This is a genomic window from Peribacillus sp. NPDC097197, assembly GCF_050278025.1.
GTDB lineage: Bacteria > Bacillota > Bacilli > Bacillales > DSM-1321 > Peribacillus.
In genome coordinates, this window is record NZ_JBNNST010000007.1 from 108,320 (window position 1) to 123,802 (window position 15,483).

Genomic DNA, 15,483 nt, shown 5'->3' on the forward strand with positions numbered 1-15,483 from the left:
AATGAAGAGTTGGAAGAACCCCATTCTATTACTATCAGGAATAGGGGTTTCGTATCTAGGAAACTGGATTTACTTAATTGCCCTTAATGTTTCCATCTTGAACTTGACCGGTTCAGCGGCAGCGGTGGCTGGACTGTATATGATCAGGCCATTAGCGACATTGATCACGAATACCTGGTCGGGGAGTGTCATTGATCGGGTCAATAAACGCCGGTTGATGATGTCCATTGATGTCGTAAGAGGGATCTTGATATTCTTGATTCCTTTTATCGGGTCATTATGGTCTATCTATGCGGTGCTACTATTAATCAATATTGTGGGCGCCTTTTTTGGCCCAAGTTCATCGGTCTACATAACGAAGCTCGTTCCTCTTGAACAGCGAAAACGTTTTAACTCCATCATGAGTTTGACCAGTTCAGGTGCGTTCTTATTGGGACCCGCCATTTCAGGAATCCTCATGATGTCGGTAGGGACCGATTTATGTATTGTGATCAATGCCATAACGTTCTTCGTTTGTGCTTTTTTCATCTACCTTCTTCCGGATATGGACGAAGATTTAGGAAAAGCGGAAAGAGCCCCCGTTTCCTTGAAAACGCTCCTGAGCGATTGGAAAGCGGTCAGGGAATTCACGAAGGGAGCCAAGTTCTTCATAACGGTATACATCTTGTTTCAAGGGGCCGTGCTCATCGGTTATGCCTTGGATTCACAAGAAGTCACCTTCATTAAACAGCACTTGGAATTGACGGATAAGGAATATGGCTTCATTACAAGTCTCACGGGTGCTGGGGCATTGGGAGGTGCGGCCGTTGCGGCTGCGGTTTCCAAGAAACTGCCACTTCGATACTTTGTAGGAGGGGGATTGTTCCTGTCAACAATCGGATACCTGTTATTTTATGCATCCGTGGACTTAATAACGGCGACGTCAGCTTTCGTGTTTTTAGGCTTTGTGATGTCATTTGCGAACGCGGGATACGCCACATTTTTCCAAAATAATGTACCGGTTGCGATTATGGGGAGATTTGGCAGCATGGCAGAAATGGTTCAAGGCATCGTACAAATTGTTTTGACGTTGTTACTCGGGTTAATGGCCGACTGGTTTTCGTTGCAAATGGTTTGTATCGGCTTTTGCCTATTAGGAATTGTACTGGCCGGGGCCCTTTGTCTGACCATATTCACCCCTTCCAAAGCACAATATTTTGAAGAAAAGGAAGAAATAATGACGGGGAATCTATGACTCTAGGATAGGAAAATCTTCTTCAAAATTTTTATGCCCCACCAAAGAAATACTGTCAATAACGCACTTTCACATATACTTAAACCACATACAAATAAGAGTCTTCCAAAATCTTCAAGCTCATTGAAGCCATAGAGTGGGAGTTCCCAATTGTTAAAGATATTATGATAGCTAATTATTACAAGTATTATAGGGAACAAAGACCAATAAAACTTATGGATGCGTTTAGGCAAATGTAGTTCCATATCAGTCAACTCCTTTGTAATTATTATATTATAAAAATTCAATATCTCGAGAAGAATTGACAGGAAGTTTTACAAGAGTCAAAAGACAAGAGATGGAGGGAATTTGATGTGAATATTAAGAAAAGGTATATGATAGCTTCGGTGTTCTTGACGATTCTCATTGTCTTCATATGGGCGAATCCATTTAAAAAGGAGATTTGGGATACGAATGCAAAGCTGCTCGAAGATAAGATCCTGACGATGGAGATACCGGACGAACCTGTGAATTTGACGGAGTTTACTCCATTTGAATGGGATAAAGTCTATTCATTTCCCGCGTATTATACAAAAGAAGATGTGTATGAGACGGTCGGATATAAGTGGGATAGAATTAAGGAAACGGTCAACGAGGGCATGAATCAAATCGTGTTCATGAAAGAGGGGGAAGTCGTTTGTTACATATATGGCTACCCAAGCAATAATAAATTCGGCATTTCCTTTAATCACGGAGAGTATAGTTATGGCGATACCGTATTATATGCAAAGGATAACGAAGTATTTACGGTGGTTAAAAAAGAAGACGTAACCTATTTGAACTTTGAGGGTGAAGAGTGAATGGGAAATCGGGGTCGCTTACATTCCGCCAATTTTTTAATCTTGGCTATGTATGAGATAGTTTGATATTTTCAAGAAATGAGTAACTTTAAAAAAGTTACCCATCCAACTAGTTAAGCTTTATTCTTATATATATTTGCTAACTTCATAGTGAAAAATTGAGGAATTAAATTCACAAGAGCAACAAATATAAGTAATTGATATGGAGTAAGTGGTTTAAAATAGCCACCCCAATGTTCGTTTCCTGCCATTTCACTGATAAAATAAAACGATATGATTGCAGATACTGTATTACCCGAAATAATAGGGATTGAGTTACTATATAATTTGCCGAAAAAGGCAAGAATCGAAGTTGTTACAATCATTAATAAATAGCCAAGCATGGAACGGTTATTAAAGTCTTGGTACATCGAAAAATAGACAAATGGGAAACAATATAGACAAACTATTAAGAAGCCAACTACTATTTTCCTCATATCTTCACCTCTGGTTATAATTATTGTACAAGCATTTCTTCCTTTCTAAGAAATCAAACATTCGAACATCATTTACTGCTTACTTTTCCAATCATCATAAAAATCTTTAAGTGTTGAATGGATGGCATGTAGAGCAATCAAGATTAAGTAGAGCATCATGACCGTAGCAATTTCCCCTGTAAAAAAAGCAATAATGGCGATACCCACTATCCAAAAGTAAAACATCATTTTATTCATTTTAAAACCTCTTTCTAGTCTATATAACCAAATTTTAACACAATGCTAGAGGGGATAGATGGGCTTGTAAGGAAATGAACGTTGATTAAACAATTTTATATCCATATAAATATTGGTTGATTAGGAGAGCAAAAATTATTTGGGTCTGGCAGTACACAGGTCAAGAGGACAAACAAAAAGGAGCCTTTATCTATGATTAATTACGATGGACGTACTTTTGCATCGACTGATAATACAGCAAACGGAGAGGTTTCTTCAAAAACCATTTTTGACTATCATCAAGAAGGGAATATTCTTTTTGCCACCTATAGCGGAGGATACATCCTAAAAGGGACCATGATCGGGATTGTACAGGAAAATGGCTGCATCCAGTTTAGGTATAACCATGTAAATGTTCAGCAGGAGATCAGAGGCGGGCAATGCTTTTCCACACCTGAGTTCCTATCTGATGGGAGAATCCGATTGCAGGAAAAGTGGAAGTGGTCAGATCGTGATCAGAGTGAGGGGGAATCGATTGTTGAAGAAGTGACCTGCCCACAGTGATTCCTGTTGGTGAATGAATGCTGCACCATTCTGTATCCTATCTAATCTAAATTAAATAGCGAATTATCTTTACATAAAATATGGGTAAAAAGAAAGAACTTTCAGAAAATGATTGACATTTTTTGAAAAAGTAAATATATTAAACCTATAAACTTTATTGGAATTAAATGAATTGGCTTACTGGTTAACCGGAGGCCCCTACGTTCACCACATGGTGAAAATGGGGGCCTCTTTTGTTTAAGAAAGGGGGGATTTGCGTTTCAGATATATACATATTGATCCAATGCAAGGAGCTCTAATGGGAAGAATCTTCAAAGGGATGTTCATGTGGTCCCTGAATCATAATTGAATAGTGTGGCTGACTAGACTTCTGGAGGCCTTCGTTTAATTGGAAAATTAATCGAGGGTCTTTTGTGTTTAAGAGCCCCGTAAATAAAGGAGAGTAAAAAATGAAAATGACTCGACAGGCCTTATTTTTAGTATGGATTGGTGCATTACTTGTGATAGTTGGTTGTTCTTCAGGGAAAGCAGTGGAGAAAAACCAGGATGGCTATGAAAAAGTGGAACTGAAGTATCAGGGATATGCTGGATCGGTACTCTATCCAGAACTGGCGGAGGATTTAGGTTATTTAGATCCGATTAAGTTAGATTGGGTGGGAAATGTGAATGGCGGACCTCAGGATATTCAAACGGCCGCGACGGGTCAAACGGATTTCGGTGGTGCCTTTAATGGAGCCATCATCAAATTGAAATCAAGCGGCGCCCCCATTAAATCGGTCATTGGTTATTATGGGAGTGATGAAGACACCTTCGTCGGCTTTTATACATTAGAAGGCAGCCCGATAAAAGATGCACGTGATTTAATCGGTAAAAAAGTCGGGGTAAATACGCTTGGAGCCCATCTTGAATTGGTTCTAAAGGAATATTTAAAGAAAAATGGCCTCACGGATGATGAAATCAAACAGGTTACGTTAGTGGTGGTGCCAACGGGGAATGGTGAACAAACATTACGCCAAAAGCAAATCGATGTCGTGGCTTTAAATGGAGCGGCACGTGACAGGGCACTGGATAATGGAGGCATCAGTAAATTATTTAGTGATTATGATCTATTTGGAACCTTTACGGCAGGAAGTTATGTCTTTACGGATAAGTTCATAAAGGAAAACCCGAATACCGTGAAAAAATTTGTGGAAGCAACTGCAAAAGCGATTGAATGGTCACGTACAACACCTCGTGAAGAAGTGATTGCCCGCTTTGAATCGATCATAGAGAAACGAGGTAGAAAAGAAGATTCGGAAACGGTTCAATATTGGAAAAGTCCGGGCGTAGCCGCAAAAGGTGGCTATATAAAAGAATCCGAATTCCAAGTATGGGCGGATTGGCTAGAAGCCAACGGGGAAATCAAAAAGGGCCAAGTGAAGTTGGATGACTTATATACGAATGAATATAATCCATATACGAAAGAGCTTGAAACTAAATGAATGGGGTGTGGATATGGCGGATAAAATTCGATTTGATCAAGTGACAAAGGTGTTTACTGTACGGGATACCGAAAAGGGAAAAGGCTCGAAGAAGGAGTTCACGGCGGTAAGGGATTTGAACTTCTCCGTGAAAGATGGTGAATTTTTAACGCTGGTCGGTCCAAGTGGGTGCGGGAAATCCACGTTGTTGGATCTGCTCGGTGGTTTAACGAAACCGACTTCAGGCCGTATCCTCCTTGATGGAAAGGAAATTACGGGACCTGGATTGGACCGCGGAATCGTGTTTCAGCAATATGCTTTGTTTCCTTGGAAGACAGCGCGAGGCAATGTTGATTTTGGTCTCGAAGCTAAGGGAGTTCCGAAGAAAGAACGACATGAACGGACGCAATATTACTTATCTTTGGTCGGGTTGGAGGGGTTTGAAGATCGTTTTCCTCATGAATTGTCAGGTGGGATGAAGCAGCGCGTCGCCATCGCTAGGAGTCTAGCTTATAATCCGGATGTGCTACTGATGGATGAGCCGTTTGCCGCATTGGATGCGCAGACGCGGGAAACCTTGCAGAGTGAATTGGTACGGATTTGGGAGAAGACCAAGAAAACGATCATCTTCATCACGCATGGCATCGATGAAGCTGTGTACTTAGGGCAGCGAGTCGCAGTAATGTCCACAAATCCAGGAACGGTCAAGTACATGGTGGATATCCCCTTGGATTCACGTTTGAACGAAGTGGACATTCGATCACATGAAGACTTTGTAAAAGCACGACATCATATATGGAGCCTTCTTCATGAAAAGGTCTATCAAGCGGCTTCCATTTAATTCATAAAAAAAGGAGTGGTTTATAGATGTCCAGTTTAGAAAAAGCTATTGCTGTACCTATTGAAAGAAAGCGGCCTATCCATTTATCGTTTACCTGGCTTCAAAAACTTGTGAAGCAGACAGCCGTGATCTTCCTGTTACTAGCCATTTGGGAGATTGCACCGCGAATTGGATTGGTGGATTCCGTATTCTTCCCCCCTTTCTCGGCAGTGGTTGCAGGATGGTGGGGATTGGTGACATCAGGAGAATTATTCGCCCATTTCAAGGCAAGCTTCTTCCGTTCGTTCATTGGGTTTGGGTTGGCCCTATTGATTGCGATACCTTTAGGTCTGATCATCGGCTGGTTTCCTTTGGCCAAAGATTTTTTGAACCCAGTATTGGAGTTATTCCGCAATACAGCCGCGTTGGCCTTATTGCCTGTTTTTATCCTATTGCTTGGGATTGGGGAAGTGTCCAAAATAGCGATTGTCCTGTTCGCTTGTACGTTTCCGATTCTTTTAAATACCATCAACGCCGTTCAAAATGTCGATCCGTTGCTCATCAAGTCAGCTAAATCAATGGGATTATCCTCTCAGAAACTATTCTATAAGGTTATTTTGCCGGCCTCTATTCCGACTATTTTTACCGGAATACGGATGGCGGGAACGGCATCGATTCTCGTGTTAATTGCAGCTGAAATGGTAGGAGCCAAAGAAGGCTTAGGTTACTTGATCAATTATGCGCAGATGAATTTCCAAATCGCTGAAATGTACGCCGGGATCATAACGATTTCTTTGCTTGGATTGTTATTGAATTATGTTTTAGTATCTCTGGAAAAACGATTCTCGGCTTGGAAAGTCAATCAATAATCGAAGGTAGAAGGGGTGGTTTGATGACGAATAATAAACGAGAAATGAAGTTAGGTGCCTTCTTCATGATTCCAGGTCATCACGTGGCAGCTTGGCGTCATCCAGAAGCAGAGGTAAGGGATATCATGAACTTTGATTTTATAAAAAAGCTGGCCCAAACTGCAGAGCGCGGAAAATTCGATTTACTGTTCCTTGCCGATCATGTATCACTCAACACGCAGGATGAACAAGTATTAGGGCAAACCGTAAATACACGCTTTGAACCATTTACCTTGTTATCGGCGCTTTCAGCGGTAACGAAAAACATCGGGCTGGTTGGTACCGTATCGACGACGTATAACGAACCTTACCATGTCGCCCGTAAGTTTGCTTCTTTGGACCATCTGAGCAATGGGCGAGCAGGATGGAATGTTGTCACATCAGGCTCTGATTCAGAAGCTCGTAACTTTAATCTCGACGCACATCCCCTTCATGAAAAGCGGTATGAGCGTGCTGAAGAGTTTGTGAATGTCGCTCAAAAGCTTTGGGATAGCTGGGAAGATGAGGCGCTGGTCATGGATAAGGAATCGGCGCAATTTGCGGATGGTTCAAAGATCCATGCCGTCAATCATAAAGGGGAATGGTTCTCCGTTGCAGGACCACTGAATATTTCCCGTCCTGTTCAAGGTCATCCGGTTGTAGTTCAAGCCGGATCTTCCGAAGCCGGAAAAGAACTGGCGGCGCGAACGGCCGAAGTGATTTTCACTGCTTGGCAAACATTAGAGGAAGCACAAGCATTCTATGCGGATGTAAAAGGGCGGATGGCGAAATATGGTCGTGCCCCTGAGGAACTGAAAATCATGCCTGGAGTATTTCCCGTCATCGGGAATACGGAAGAGGAAGCAAATGAGAAGAAACAAGCATTGGTCGATCTGATTCCAGAAGGAGCCGGTGTGTCTCTTTTATCGAAGATGGTCAATGTCGATTTGAGTGGTTACCCATTGGATGGTCCCTTGCCTGAACTTCCTGATTTAGAAGAAGTCAATGGAACAAAAAGCCGCTTTCAGTTATTGAAGGATGTGGCGAACCGTGAAGGGTATACAATCCGTCAGCTATATCAACATATTGCAGGTGCTCGCGGGCATCGTGAAATTAAAGGGACACCAATACAAATTGCTGATCAACTTCAAGAATGGTTTGAAAATGGAGCGGCAGACGGATTTAATGTCATGCCTCCCTATTTACCGGGCGGGTTAGATGATTTTGTCGATCAAGTCATTCCTGAATTGCAAAGGCGGAACATATACAAAACGGAGTATTCAGGCAGCACATTGTGTGGAAATTTGGGATTACAACGTCCGAAAAACACCCTCCTTGAAAAAGTGGCGGGCGCTCATATATAAGTGTTGAAAATAAAACAGTAGAAAGAAGGAGATTAGATGAGTACGAATAAAAAAGAAATGAAATTAGGCGCTTTTTTCATGATTCCTGGACACCACGTGGCCGGTTGGCGCCATCCCGAGGCTGAAACTCATAATATATTGAATTTTGATTTTCTAAAAAGACTGGCCCAAACAGCAGAGCGCGGCAAATTCGATATGCTGTTTGTGGCGGATGTCAATGCACTTCAACATAACGGTGCTAAAAACGTCCAAAGAGCGGGAATTAGTTTTGAACCGTTCACCTTGTTATCAGCACTTTCAGCGGTAACGGAAAAAATCGGGCTAGTCGGCACGGTGTCCACGACGTACAACGAACCCTATCATGTAGCCCGTAAGTTTGCATCGCTCGACCACTTAAGCAATGGTCGTGCAGGGTGGAACGTCGTCACTTCCAATACGGATGCCGAAGCAAAGAACTTTAACTCGGACCATCATCTTTTACATGAAAGGCGTTATGAACGGGCCGAGGAATTTGTGGACGTTGTAGAAAAGCTTTGGGATAGCTGGGAAGATGAGGCGTTGATCATGGATAAGGAATCCGCGCAATTTGCCGATGGCTCGAAAATCCATGCCATCAATCATAAGGGTGAATGGTTCTCCGTAGAAGGACCCTTGAATATTTCCCGTCCGGTCCAAGGCCATCCCGTCGTGGTTCAAGCGGGATCATCCGAAGCTGGAAAAGAGCTGGCGGCACGAACGGCGGAAGTGATTTTCACAGCGTGGCAAACAATCGAAGAAGCTCAAGCATTCTATGCGGATGTGAAAGGAAGGATGGCGAAATATGGCCGTTCCCCTGAGGAACTGAAAATCATGCCGGGTGTCTTCCCCATCATTGGGGCAACAGAAGAAGAAGCGAATGAGAAAAAACAAGTATTTGAGGAACTTATCCCAGAGGAAGCTGGCGTTGCACTTTTGTCGGCGATGATCAGTGTGGATTTAAGTGGGTATCCCGTTGATGGACCACTGCCAGACCTGCCGGAACTAGAACAAATCAATGGAGGTAAAAGCCGTTTTACATTATTGAAGGATCTGGCTGAACGTGAAAACCTGACCATACGCCAGCTATATCAACGAACAGCCGGCGCCAGAGGGCATCGTGAAATCAAAGGAACACCGGAACAAATCGCAGATCAATTGCAAGAATGGTTCGAAAATGGAGCGGCGGACGGATTCAACATCATGCCTCCTTATTTACCGGGCGGCCTTGAAGACTTCGTCGATCATGTCATCCCTGAATTGCAAAAACGTGGCATATTCCGTACCGAATACACAGAAGATACCTTACGCGGAAACTTAGGACTGAATCGGCCAACCAACACGTTGGTCAACAAGATTATAGAAACCGTGTAACCAGTAAGGCCGGGCGATTCTGCCCGGTTTTTTGTTTTTCTTTCCATGCACTTCTTTACCATTAAAATTCAACCGATATATCGCCTCAAGATGTACGGAATTCCTTACTGGCGCTTTCAAATTGAGGAATGAAGTTTATGAAATGATTCAGATGTTCTTTCATTTTTTCCTCTGCAGCTTTTGGATCCTTCTGTTCTATGGCTTTGTATATGCCGTGCAGTTCCTTGTTAAGGTCCTCTTTTAATTCACTGGAACAATCAGTTGACTGAAAGTATGGAATAATCGCTTCTGAAATCGCTTCAATATTAATCATTATGAGTCGGTTTTTTGTGGCTTTTGCTATAGCCCTATGAAATTTAAAGTCATCTCTAAAGTAGTGCGAATCATTAACGGAATCTATTTTTGGAATTAAACTCTTTAACCTAATAAGATCTTCATCTGTACGCATTGCTGCAGCAATTCCACATGCTTTGATCTCTATCATTTTTCTCATTTCGATTACTTCCTCTAACGTAATCCCCTTTAAACTGAGGGAAAGAGTTATGTAATCGCTAAAGTCACTTACGAATGAATCAGGGTCAAACTCCGTAATGAAGTGTCCCCCCTTAGCTCCCGGTTTTGTTATGACTAATTTAGAAGACGACAATATTTTAATGGCATCCCGAACTGTAGGCCTACTCACTTGAAATTCATTGGCAAGTTCTTTTTCCCCAGGCAGTTTATCCCCAGGCTTTAAGTCTTTATTGATTAAGGAATCTTTAATTTGCTCTGCTATTTGTTCGGATAGACTTAATAGTTTCTTTGTATGGATCAACGTCCAATCACCTCGATGGATTTTTTACGGACAAAACAACTAAATTGATTATAGATTAAGCGTTTATAAATGAGTTCAACTGTATTTAGTAAGTTAATTTTGTTTACTGTGGAGCTTAATAAAATATTACTATATTTTTACATAAATTGATATAATTTGATATTAATGTGTTTTTCAACGCAAATCAATAGTATTGTAAATAACCTTTAAATGTAAAAACATTTTACAATTAAAGGTTATTTACAATTGGAGTGAAGGTGGTAAGATTATGTTATTGGATTTTATTGAATTTTCTAATAACTAAAGAAGAGGTGGTAAAGTGATCATTACACTTGAACAAACAGAAAGAGAGCAACGGTTACAAGCGGTAAGGAATGTAGTCAGAGAAAAGAATTACAAAGGTATGTTATTTGTAGCTGATTCTTATTTAGGGAAGAAAGGTTCCCTGCGTTACTTATTTGACAATCACTTGATCCATCGATACGGTTTCGGATTAGTGTTGCCAGATGACCAATATCAGATTCTTCCATCCGGGCTCCATTGGTGTACCGATCGTCGTGTTCCAGATACGCTATTCCCTTCCGACCATGAAATCATGGAAGTAGTCCGAAGGTTAAAAGGGCATAACGTTACAACGGGGGTAGTTGGAGTAGTTGGATTGAATAATACAATGAAACTCGAGGACTTCCATTATTTAACTCGAGAATTACCTGATATTGAATGGGTGGACGCTAGTGTGGCATTTGATGAAATTCGTTCTATTAAAAGTAAACCAGAGATAGAAGGAATTAAAGAGGCCAATCGTATTATTGAAGAAAGTTTCGATGCCATTATCGATCATATCAAACCGGGTTTAACTGAAGAGGAAGCCGTTTCGGTCGCTTATTCCACGGCTCATGCTTTAGGAGCAAAAGATACTCTGTATTTAACTCTATCAAGCGAACAAGCAGGAGCAGTAGAACCATATTTCTTAAATCCACGGCCGAAAGTGATCAAGGATGGAGATTACTTGATCATTTCTTTAGAAGTAACTGGGCCTTCAGGACATTGGGTGGAGCATTCCAGAATGTTCTGTTTCGGACAGCGAGATGAAGAAATGGAGAAATTGGCAGGTCTAGTGGCAAAAGGTATTCAATATGCCGAAGTGACGATGAAACCGGGAGTTAAAGTGACGGATATTCAAGAACAGGTTGAAAAGATGGCACAAGTAGAAGGATATCATTGTGGTCATTTAACGGGTCATGGAATTGGAATGGATGTAATTGAACGACCATTTGTCGCAAGACAAACGAATACAGCATTCGTTGGAGTAGAAGTGCCAGGTAAAGATGATGAAGAATTACTTTATTTGAAAGAAGGTATGGTCATCAGTTTTCACCCTCAAATTATGCGAACCGATAAACAAAAATCCGCTTACATGTCAGATGTTTTTGTCATTACAGAGGATGGCGCCGAACGATTATCATCACGTAATCATGAAGTTATTTTAATAGGGGGCGAAACTATACGATGAAGTTTAGAATAGGAATCGATGTTGGAGGTACTTTTACTGACTTTTTATTAATTGATGAAAATGGGAATTCCGAAGTGTATAAAACCCTTTCCACACCCCAAGACCCTACAATCGGATTCTTCAATGGCTTGAGTGAAATGGCAGGCAACCATGGACTCTCGTTAAAAGAGTTCATTGGAAATGTCGAGCTGATTGTACACGGTACAACGGTTGGAACAAATGCAGCATTAACCTATTCAGGAGCCAAAACAGCTCTATTCACAACAGAAGGGTTCCAAGATATTCTTCAAATAAGAAGGGGAATCCGTCCTGATGCTTATAACAACAAATATGATTTACCTACACCATTCGTTTCACGAGATCTGCGAGTAGGGATAGAAGGAAGACTTGATTACTCTGGGAGTGAAATTACACCGCTTTCTGAGCAAGATGTATTGAATGCCTTGGAATATGTGAAAAAGCAAGAGGTCGAAGCTATTGCCGTTTGCTTTATGCATTCTTATACAAATGACTCCCATGAAAAACAAGTCGGAGACATACTAAAAGAAAAACTTCCCAATGTATATTTAACCTTATCCAGCGAGTTAATCCCACGTGCAAGGCTTTATGACCGCGTCAGTACTACAGTCCTCAATTCTTACATTGGCCCCATCATAGAAAAATACCTAACGAAATTGATCCAGCGTTTATCAGATATAGAATTCCAAGGCACGCTGTTAATTATGCAATCAAATGGTGGAGTGGCAACTCCCGAGGCGACTATCGAAAAAGCCGCCAATACTTTATTATCTGGTCCAGCTTCTGCTCCCATCGCAGGTAGTTATTATTTAAAACCTCTTGGAATTAAGGATGCATTGACTATGGATATGGGTGGAACAAGTTTTGATGTTGCCTTATTAAAGGATGGCTATCCCCTTATCCGAACAGAAGGTGAAATTGCTGATTGGCCAATAAGTCTTTCAACCGTGGATATCCATACAATTGGTGCAGGAGGTGGCTCTATTGCCTGGGTCGATGAAGGTGGATTGCTACATGTAGGTCCTAAAAGCGCGGGAGCCCATCCAGGTCCAGTCTGTTATGGATTCGGGGCAGAGTTCCCGACAGTAACCGATGCCAATTTAGTTCTCGGTTATTTAAACCCGAACTTTTTCTTAGGCGGCAAGATGAAACTCGATGTGGAGAAGGCGAGAACGGCCATCCAAAAACATATCTCTGAACCTCTTGGACTATCTGTACAAGAAGCGGCCCAAGGAATCATAGATATGGTCAACGTGAATATGGCAAGTGGCATACGGGAAATAACAGTGAAAAGAGGATATGATCCTCGGGAATTTCCTCTTGTTTGTGCAGGAGGTGCAGGACCGTTGCATGCGGTAGCGATTGCTCAGGAATTGGATAACACTCTTGTCATCGTTCCAAAAGAATCATCCATTTTCTGCGCAGCGGGCATGTTGATGTCTGACCTACGTCATGATTATGTCAAAGCCTATCGCTCCCCACTTGGAAAAATCAATATAGAGCAAGTGGAGGCCATTTTCTCTGAGTTAGAGGGCGAAGGATACCAGACGTTGAAAAAAGATAAAGTAAAAGAGGATGAAATGCAATATCAATATAGCATGGATATGATGTACTACGGTCAATATTACGAAGTAACCGTGCCATTTACAGCCGAGGAGATGGACGGCCTTACGATAGAAGTAATAGAAAACAAGTTCCACACATTGCATGAACAACTATACGGGTACTCCACGCCTGAAATGCAAGTGGATGTGATCAATTTCAATTTATCGGCAATCGGTGTAACGAAAAAACCTAACATGCAACAAACGGAATATAAAGGGACGTCATCAGAACATGCAATAAAGGGATATCGTCCAGTTTCTCATGGTCAAAAGGGAACCTTGATGGACACCCCAGTTTATGACGGGGACATATTGGTTCATGGTAATCAAGTGATTGGACCCGCCATCATCGAACAGAAAGTCACGACTATCGTTGTATTAAGTGGGTACAATGTTCTTCTCGACAAAAATGACAACTATATCATGTATCGCAAGGAGATGGATGAGAAATTGTTACAACCATTCATTGAAGAGAAACGGGGTGTCGCAATTGAGTAGGATAGTAGAAAAGAGTGTTGACCCAATCTTGGCTTCCATCATTCAGCGTCGGTTAAATGCTATAACCCATGACATGGCAAAAGTGTTACAGCGAACATCACGTTCACCGGTATTTAATGAAGCAGGAGATTTCGTTACGGGGCTATTCGATCATCAAGCGAGAATGATTGAACAGAGTGCGAACATACCGATAATCGGGTTTGGGGCCCAACCTGCATTACCCAATATAATAGAATCGTTTAAAGATGACATTTTTCCTGGAGATATCATTCTACACAATGATGTCTTTGAAGGGGGAAATCAAACACATGATGTAGGCGTTTATAAACCGGTATTCCATGAGGACGAATTGGTTGGATGGGTTGTCAGCAAGGGACATTTAACTGATTTAGGAGGCGCGACACCAGGCGGTTATAATCCAAAACATACGGAAGTGTGGCAGGAAGCCATACGGATCCCAGGATTGAAAATCGTAAAAAAAGGCGAAGTCATCCATGATGTATGGAAAATGCTGTTTTCAAATGTACGTGTCAAAGTTGTTGAAGAAGATGTCAAAGCTATGATTGGCTCTTGCAACATCGGGGAAAGAGAATTTGTGAATCTTATAGCCAAATATGGTAAACAAACATTCCGGAATCATTTAGATTACGTGATTGAAGCTACAAAGAAGCAAGTGAAGGAAAGAGTCAGCAAGTGGAGAAAGGGCACTTATTATGGGGAGAGCTATATGGTCTCCGATGGTTTTGATACCAAGAAGAAATACAAAGTAGCAGTAACCATTACAATCGACGATGGAAAAGTGAAAATGGACTTCACAGGAACTGCCGATCAAGCCCCTGGATTTACAAATATGCCACCGGCTTCAGCAAAGGCTGCGTGTGCCATTGCCTATCTGATGTTGATTAATCCAGGCGATACCATTGCCCAAAATGAAGGATTATTTGCAGGGCTGGAGTGCTTTTTTCCGGAAGGAAGCATCGTAAACCCGAGATTCCCTGCAGCAACCTTATTTGGTAATCAAATGGCGGACGTTTTGCTCGAAGCGATTATGAATGCTCTACAGGAGGCCGTGCCTGAATATGTAACAGCGGGTTGGGCAAAAGCGTGTCCACCTGTATGGACGGGAACAGATCCAAGAAATAATGAACCTTACTTTGATTTTGGGTTTATGGCCAAAGGCGGTCAGGGTGCCTTGAAGGGCAGTGATGGCTTTGATGGAATCGGTTTTTCAGGTGCAGCAGGTTGCATGCTTTCGCAAGATCCGGAAATGTTCGAAATAAAAGACCCATTTTTAATAGAAAGATATGAACTCTTGAAAGACTCGGCTGGCTCAGGTCAATACCGTGGAGGGTATGGTACCTACGTCAAGGTGCGCATTGATGGGGACAATAACTCAGTCGGTACAATCGGTGATGGCATGGCATATGAAGGTGCTGAATTACCTAAAGGAATATATGGCGGTTTAGATGGGACATATAATCAATTTTCCTTGAAGTTCCCAGATGGTACAGAACAGCAATTAGGTTCAAAAGATATGTTGTTCGATGTACCAAAAGGGACAGTTATGGAAATGTATTCTGGAGGTGGTGGTGGATATGGTTCACCATTCCTTCGCGATATAAATAAAGTCCAACAGGAAGCTATCGCTGGATTGCTTTCTATCGAAAAAGCACGAGAAGATTATGGTGTGTTGATCGATTCAATAACCTTCGTAGTAGATGAACAGGCTACTAATAGGTTGCGAGAAGAAAGGTTGAAGGTGAATAAATAGGTAGGCATAGGAACTT

At 41.8% G+C, this 15,483-nt stretch carries 14 protein-coding genes; 11 read left to right on the plus strand and 3 right to left on the minus strand.

The features are described from left to right. The first annotated feature begins 1 nt into the window (after position 1). Together ACQKL6_RS11350 and ACQKL6_RS11355 are read left to right on the plus strand one after the other, a co-directional pair. Entirely contained in the window at positions 2 to 1,234 is a 1,233-nt protein-coding gene (locus ACQKL6_RS11350) for an MFS transporter (protein WP_427651109.1), read from the plus strand. Positions 1,235 to 1,587: 353 nt separating this feature from the next. Beyond that, complete coding sequence (locus ACQKL6_RS11355) at positions 1,588 to 2,073, plus strand: hypothetical protein (protein ID WP_427651110.1); 486 nt, start codon at positions 1,588 to 1,590, stop codon at positions 2,071 to 2,073. A 113-nt stretch (positions 2,074 to 2,186) separates the two neighbouring features. Here ACQKL6_RS11355 and ACQKL6_RS11360 read toward each other — a convergent pair whose 3' ends face one another. Together ACQKL6_RS11360 and ACQKL6_RS11365 are read right to left on the minus strand one after the other, a co-directional pair. Continuing rightward, positions 2,187 to 2,549, minus strand: a complete 363-nt coding sequence (locus ACQKL6_RS11360) for a hypothetical protein (protein ID WP_403124777.1) — start codon at positions 2,547 to 2,549, stop codon at positions 2,187 to 2,189. 72 nt (positions 2,550 to 2,621) lie between these two features. Beyond that, the gene (locus tag ACQKL6_RS11365) at positions 2,622 to 2,786 is read right to left on the minus strand and encodes a hypothetical protein (protein ID WP_402873984.1); all 165 of its coding nucleotides are present in this window, start codon (positions 2,784 to 2,786) and stop codon (positions 2,622 to 2,624) included. 192 nt (positions 2,787 to 2,978) lie between these two features. On the opposite strand from ACQKL6_RS11365, the gene ACQKL6_RS11370 reads away from it, so the two are divergent. The 6 genes from ACQKL6_RS11370 to ACQKL6_RS11395 all read left to right on the plus strand — a co-directional run bounded on the left by ACQKL6_RS11370 (position 2,979) and on the right by ACQKL6_RS11395 (position 9,249). Continuing rightward, positions 2,979 to 3,329 carry a n-acetylglutamate synthase gene (locus ACQKL6_RS11370; RefSeq protein ID WP_403124774.1) on the plus strand — a complete coding sequence of 117 codons (351 nt, stop codon included), beginning with the start codon at positions 2,979 to 2,981 and terminating at the stop codon, positions 3,327 to 3,329. Positions 3,330 to 3,778: 449 nt separating this feature from the next. Further along, complete coding sequence (locus ACQKL6_RS11375) at positions 3,779 to 4,810, plus strand: ABC transporter substrate-binding protein (protein WP_402873989.1); 1,032 nt, start codon at positions 3,779 to 3,781, stop codon at positions 4,808 to 4,810. A 13-nt stretch (positions 4,811 to 4,823) separates the two neighbouring features. Continuing rightward, positions 4,824 to 5,630 (plus strand): ABC transporter ATP-binding protein, encoded by an 807-nt coding sequence (locus ACQKL6_RS11380; protein WP_402874284.1) that lies wholly within the window; start codon positions 4,824 to 4,826, stop codon positions 5,628 to 5,630. Positions 5,631 to 5,656: 26 nt separating this feature from the next. Continuing rightward, complete coding sequence (locus ACQKL6_RS11385; protein WP_427651111.1) at positions 5,657 to 6,478, plus strand: ABC transporter permease; 822 nt, start codon at positions 5,657 to 5,659, stop codon at positions 6,476 to 6,478. 23 nt (positions 6,479 to 6,501) lie between these two features. Then, a complete protein-coding gene (locus tag ACQKL6_RS11390) occupies positions 6,502 to 7,860 on the plus strand; it encodes an LLM class flavin-dependent oxidoreductase (RefSeq protein WP_427651112.1) in 1,359 nt (452 codons plus the stop codon). A gap of 36 nt (positions 7,861 to 7,896) precedes the next feature. Further along, complete coding sequence (locus ACQKL6_RS11395) at positions 7,897 to 9,249, plus strand: LLM class flavin-dependent oxidoreductase (RefSeq protein WP_427651113.1); 1,353 nt, start codon at positions 7,897 to 7,899, stop codon at positions 9,247 to 9,249. A gap of 85 nt (positions 9,250 to 9,334) precedes the next feature. On the opposite strand, the gene ACQKL6_RS11400 is transcribed toward ACQKL6_RS11395, so the two are convergent. After that, positions 9,335 to 10,063: a FadR/GntR family transcriptional regulator gene (locus ACQKL6_RS11400; protein WP_427651114.1), complete on the minus strand. Its 729-nt coding sequence runs from the start codon at positions 10,061 to 10,063 to the stop codon at positions 9,335 to 9,337. A gap of 319 nt (positions 10,064 to 10,382) precedes the next feature. Here ACQKL6_RS11400 and ACQKL6_RS11405 point away from each other — a divergent pair, with 319 nt between their 5' ends. The 3 genes from ACQKL6_RS11405 to ACQKL6_RS11415 are packed head-to-tail and all read left to right on the plus strand — an operon-like array spanning position 10,383 to position 15,467. Further along, positions 10,383 to 11,576, plus strand: a complete 1,194-nt coding sequence (locus ACQKL6_RS11405) for a M24 family metallopeptidase (RefSeq protein ID WP_427651115.1) — start codon at positions 10,383 to 10,385, stop codon at positions 11,574 to 11,576. Next, positions 11,573 to 13,696 carry a hydantoinase/oxoprolinase family protein gene (locus tag ACQKL6_RS11410; RefSeq protein WP_402987196.1) on the plus strand — a complete coding sequence of 708 codons (2,124 nt, stop codon included), beginning with the start codon at positions 11,573 to 11,575 and terminating at the stop codon, positions 13,694 to 13,696. The genes ACQKL6_RS11405 and ACQKL6_RS11410 overlap by 4 nt, the downstream gene beginning before the upstream one ends. Continuing rightward, positions 13,689 to 15,467, plus strand: coding sequence for a hydantoinase B/oxoprolinase family protein (locus ACQKL6_RS11415; protein WP_402874009.1), 1,779 nt, complete (start codon positions 13,689 to 13,691; stop codon positions 15,465 to 15,467). Before ACQKL6_RS11410 ends, ACQKL6_RS11415 begins: the two co-directional genes overlap by 8 nt. Positions 15,468 to 15,483 lie beyond the last annotated feature (16 nt).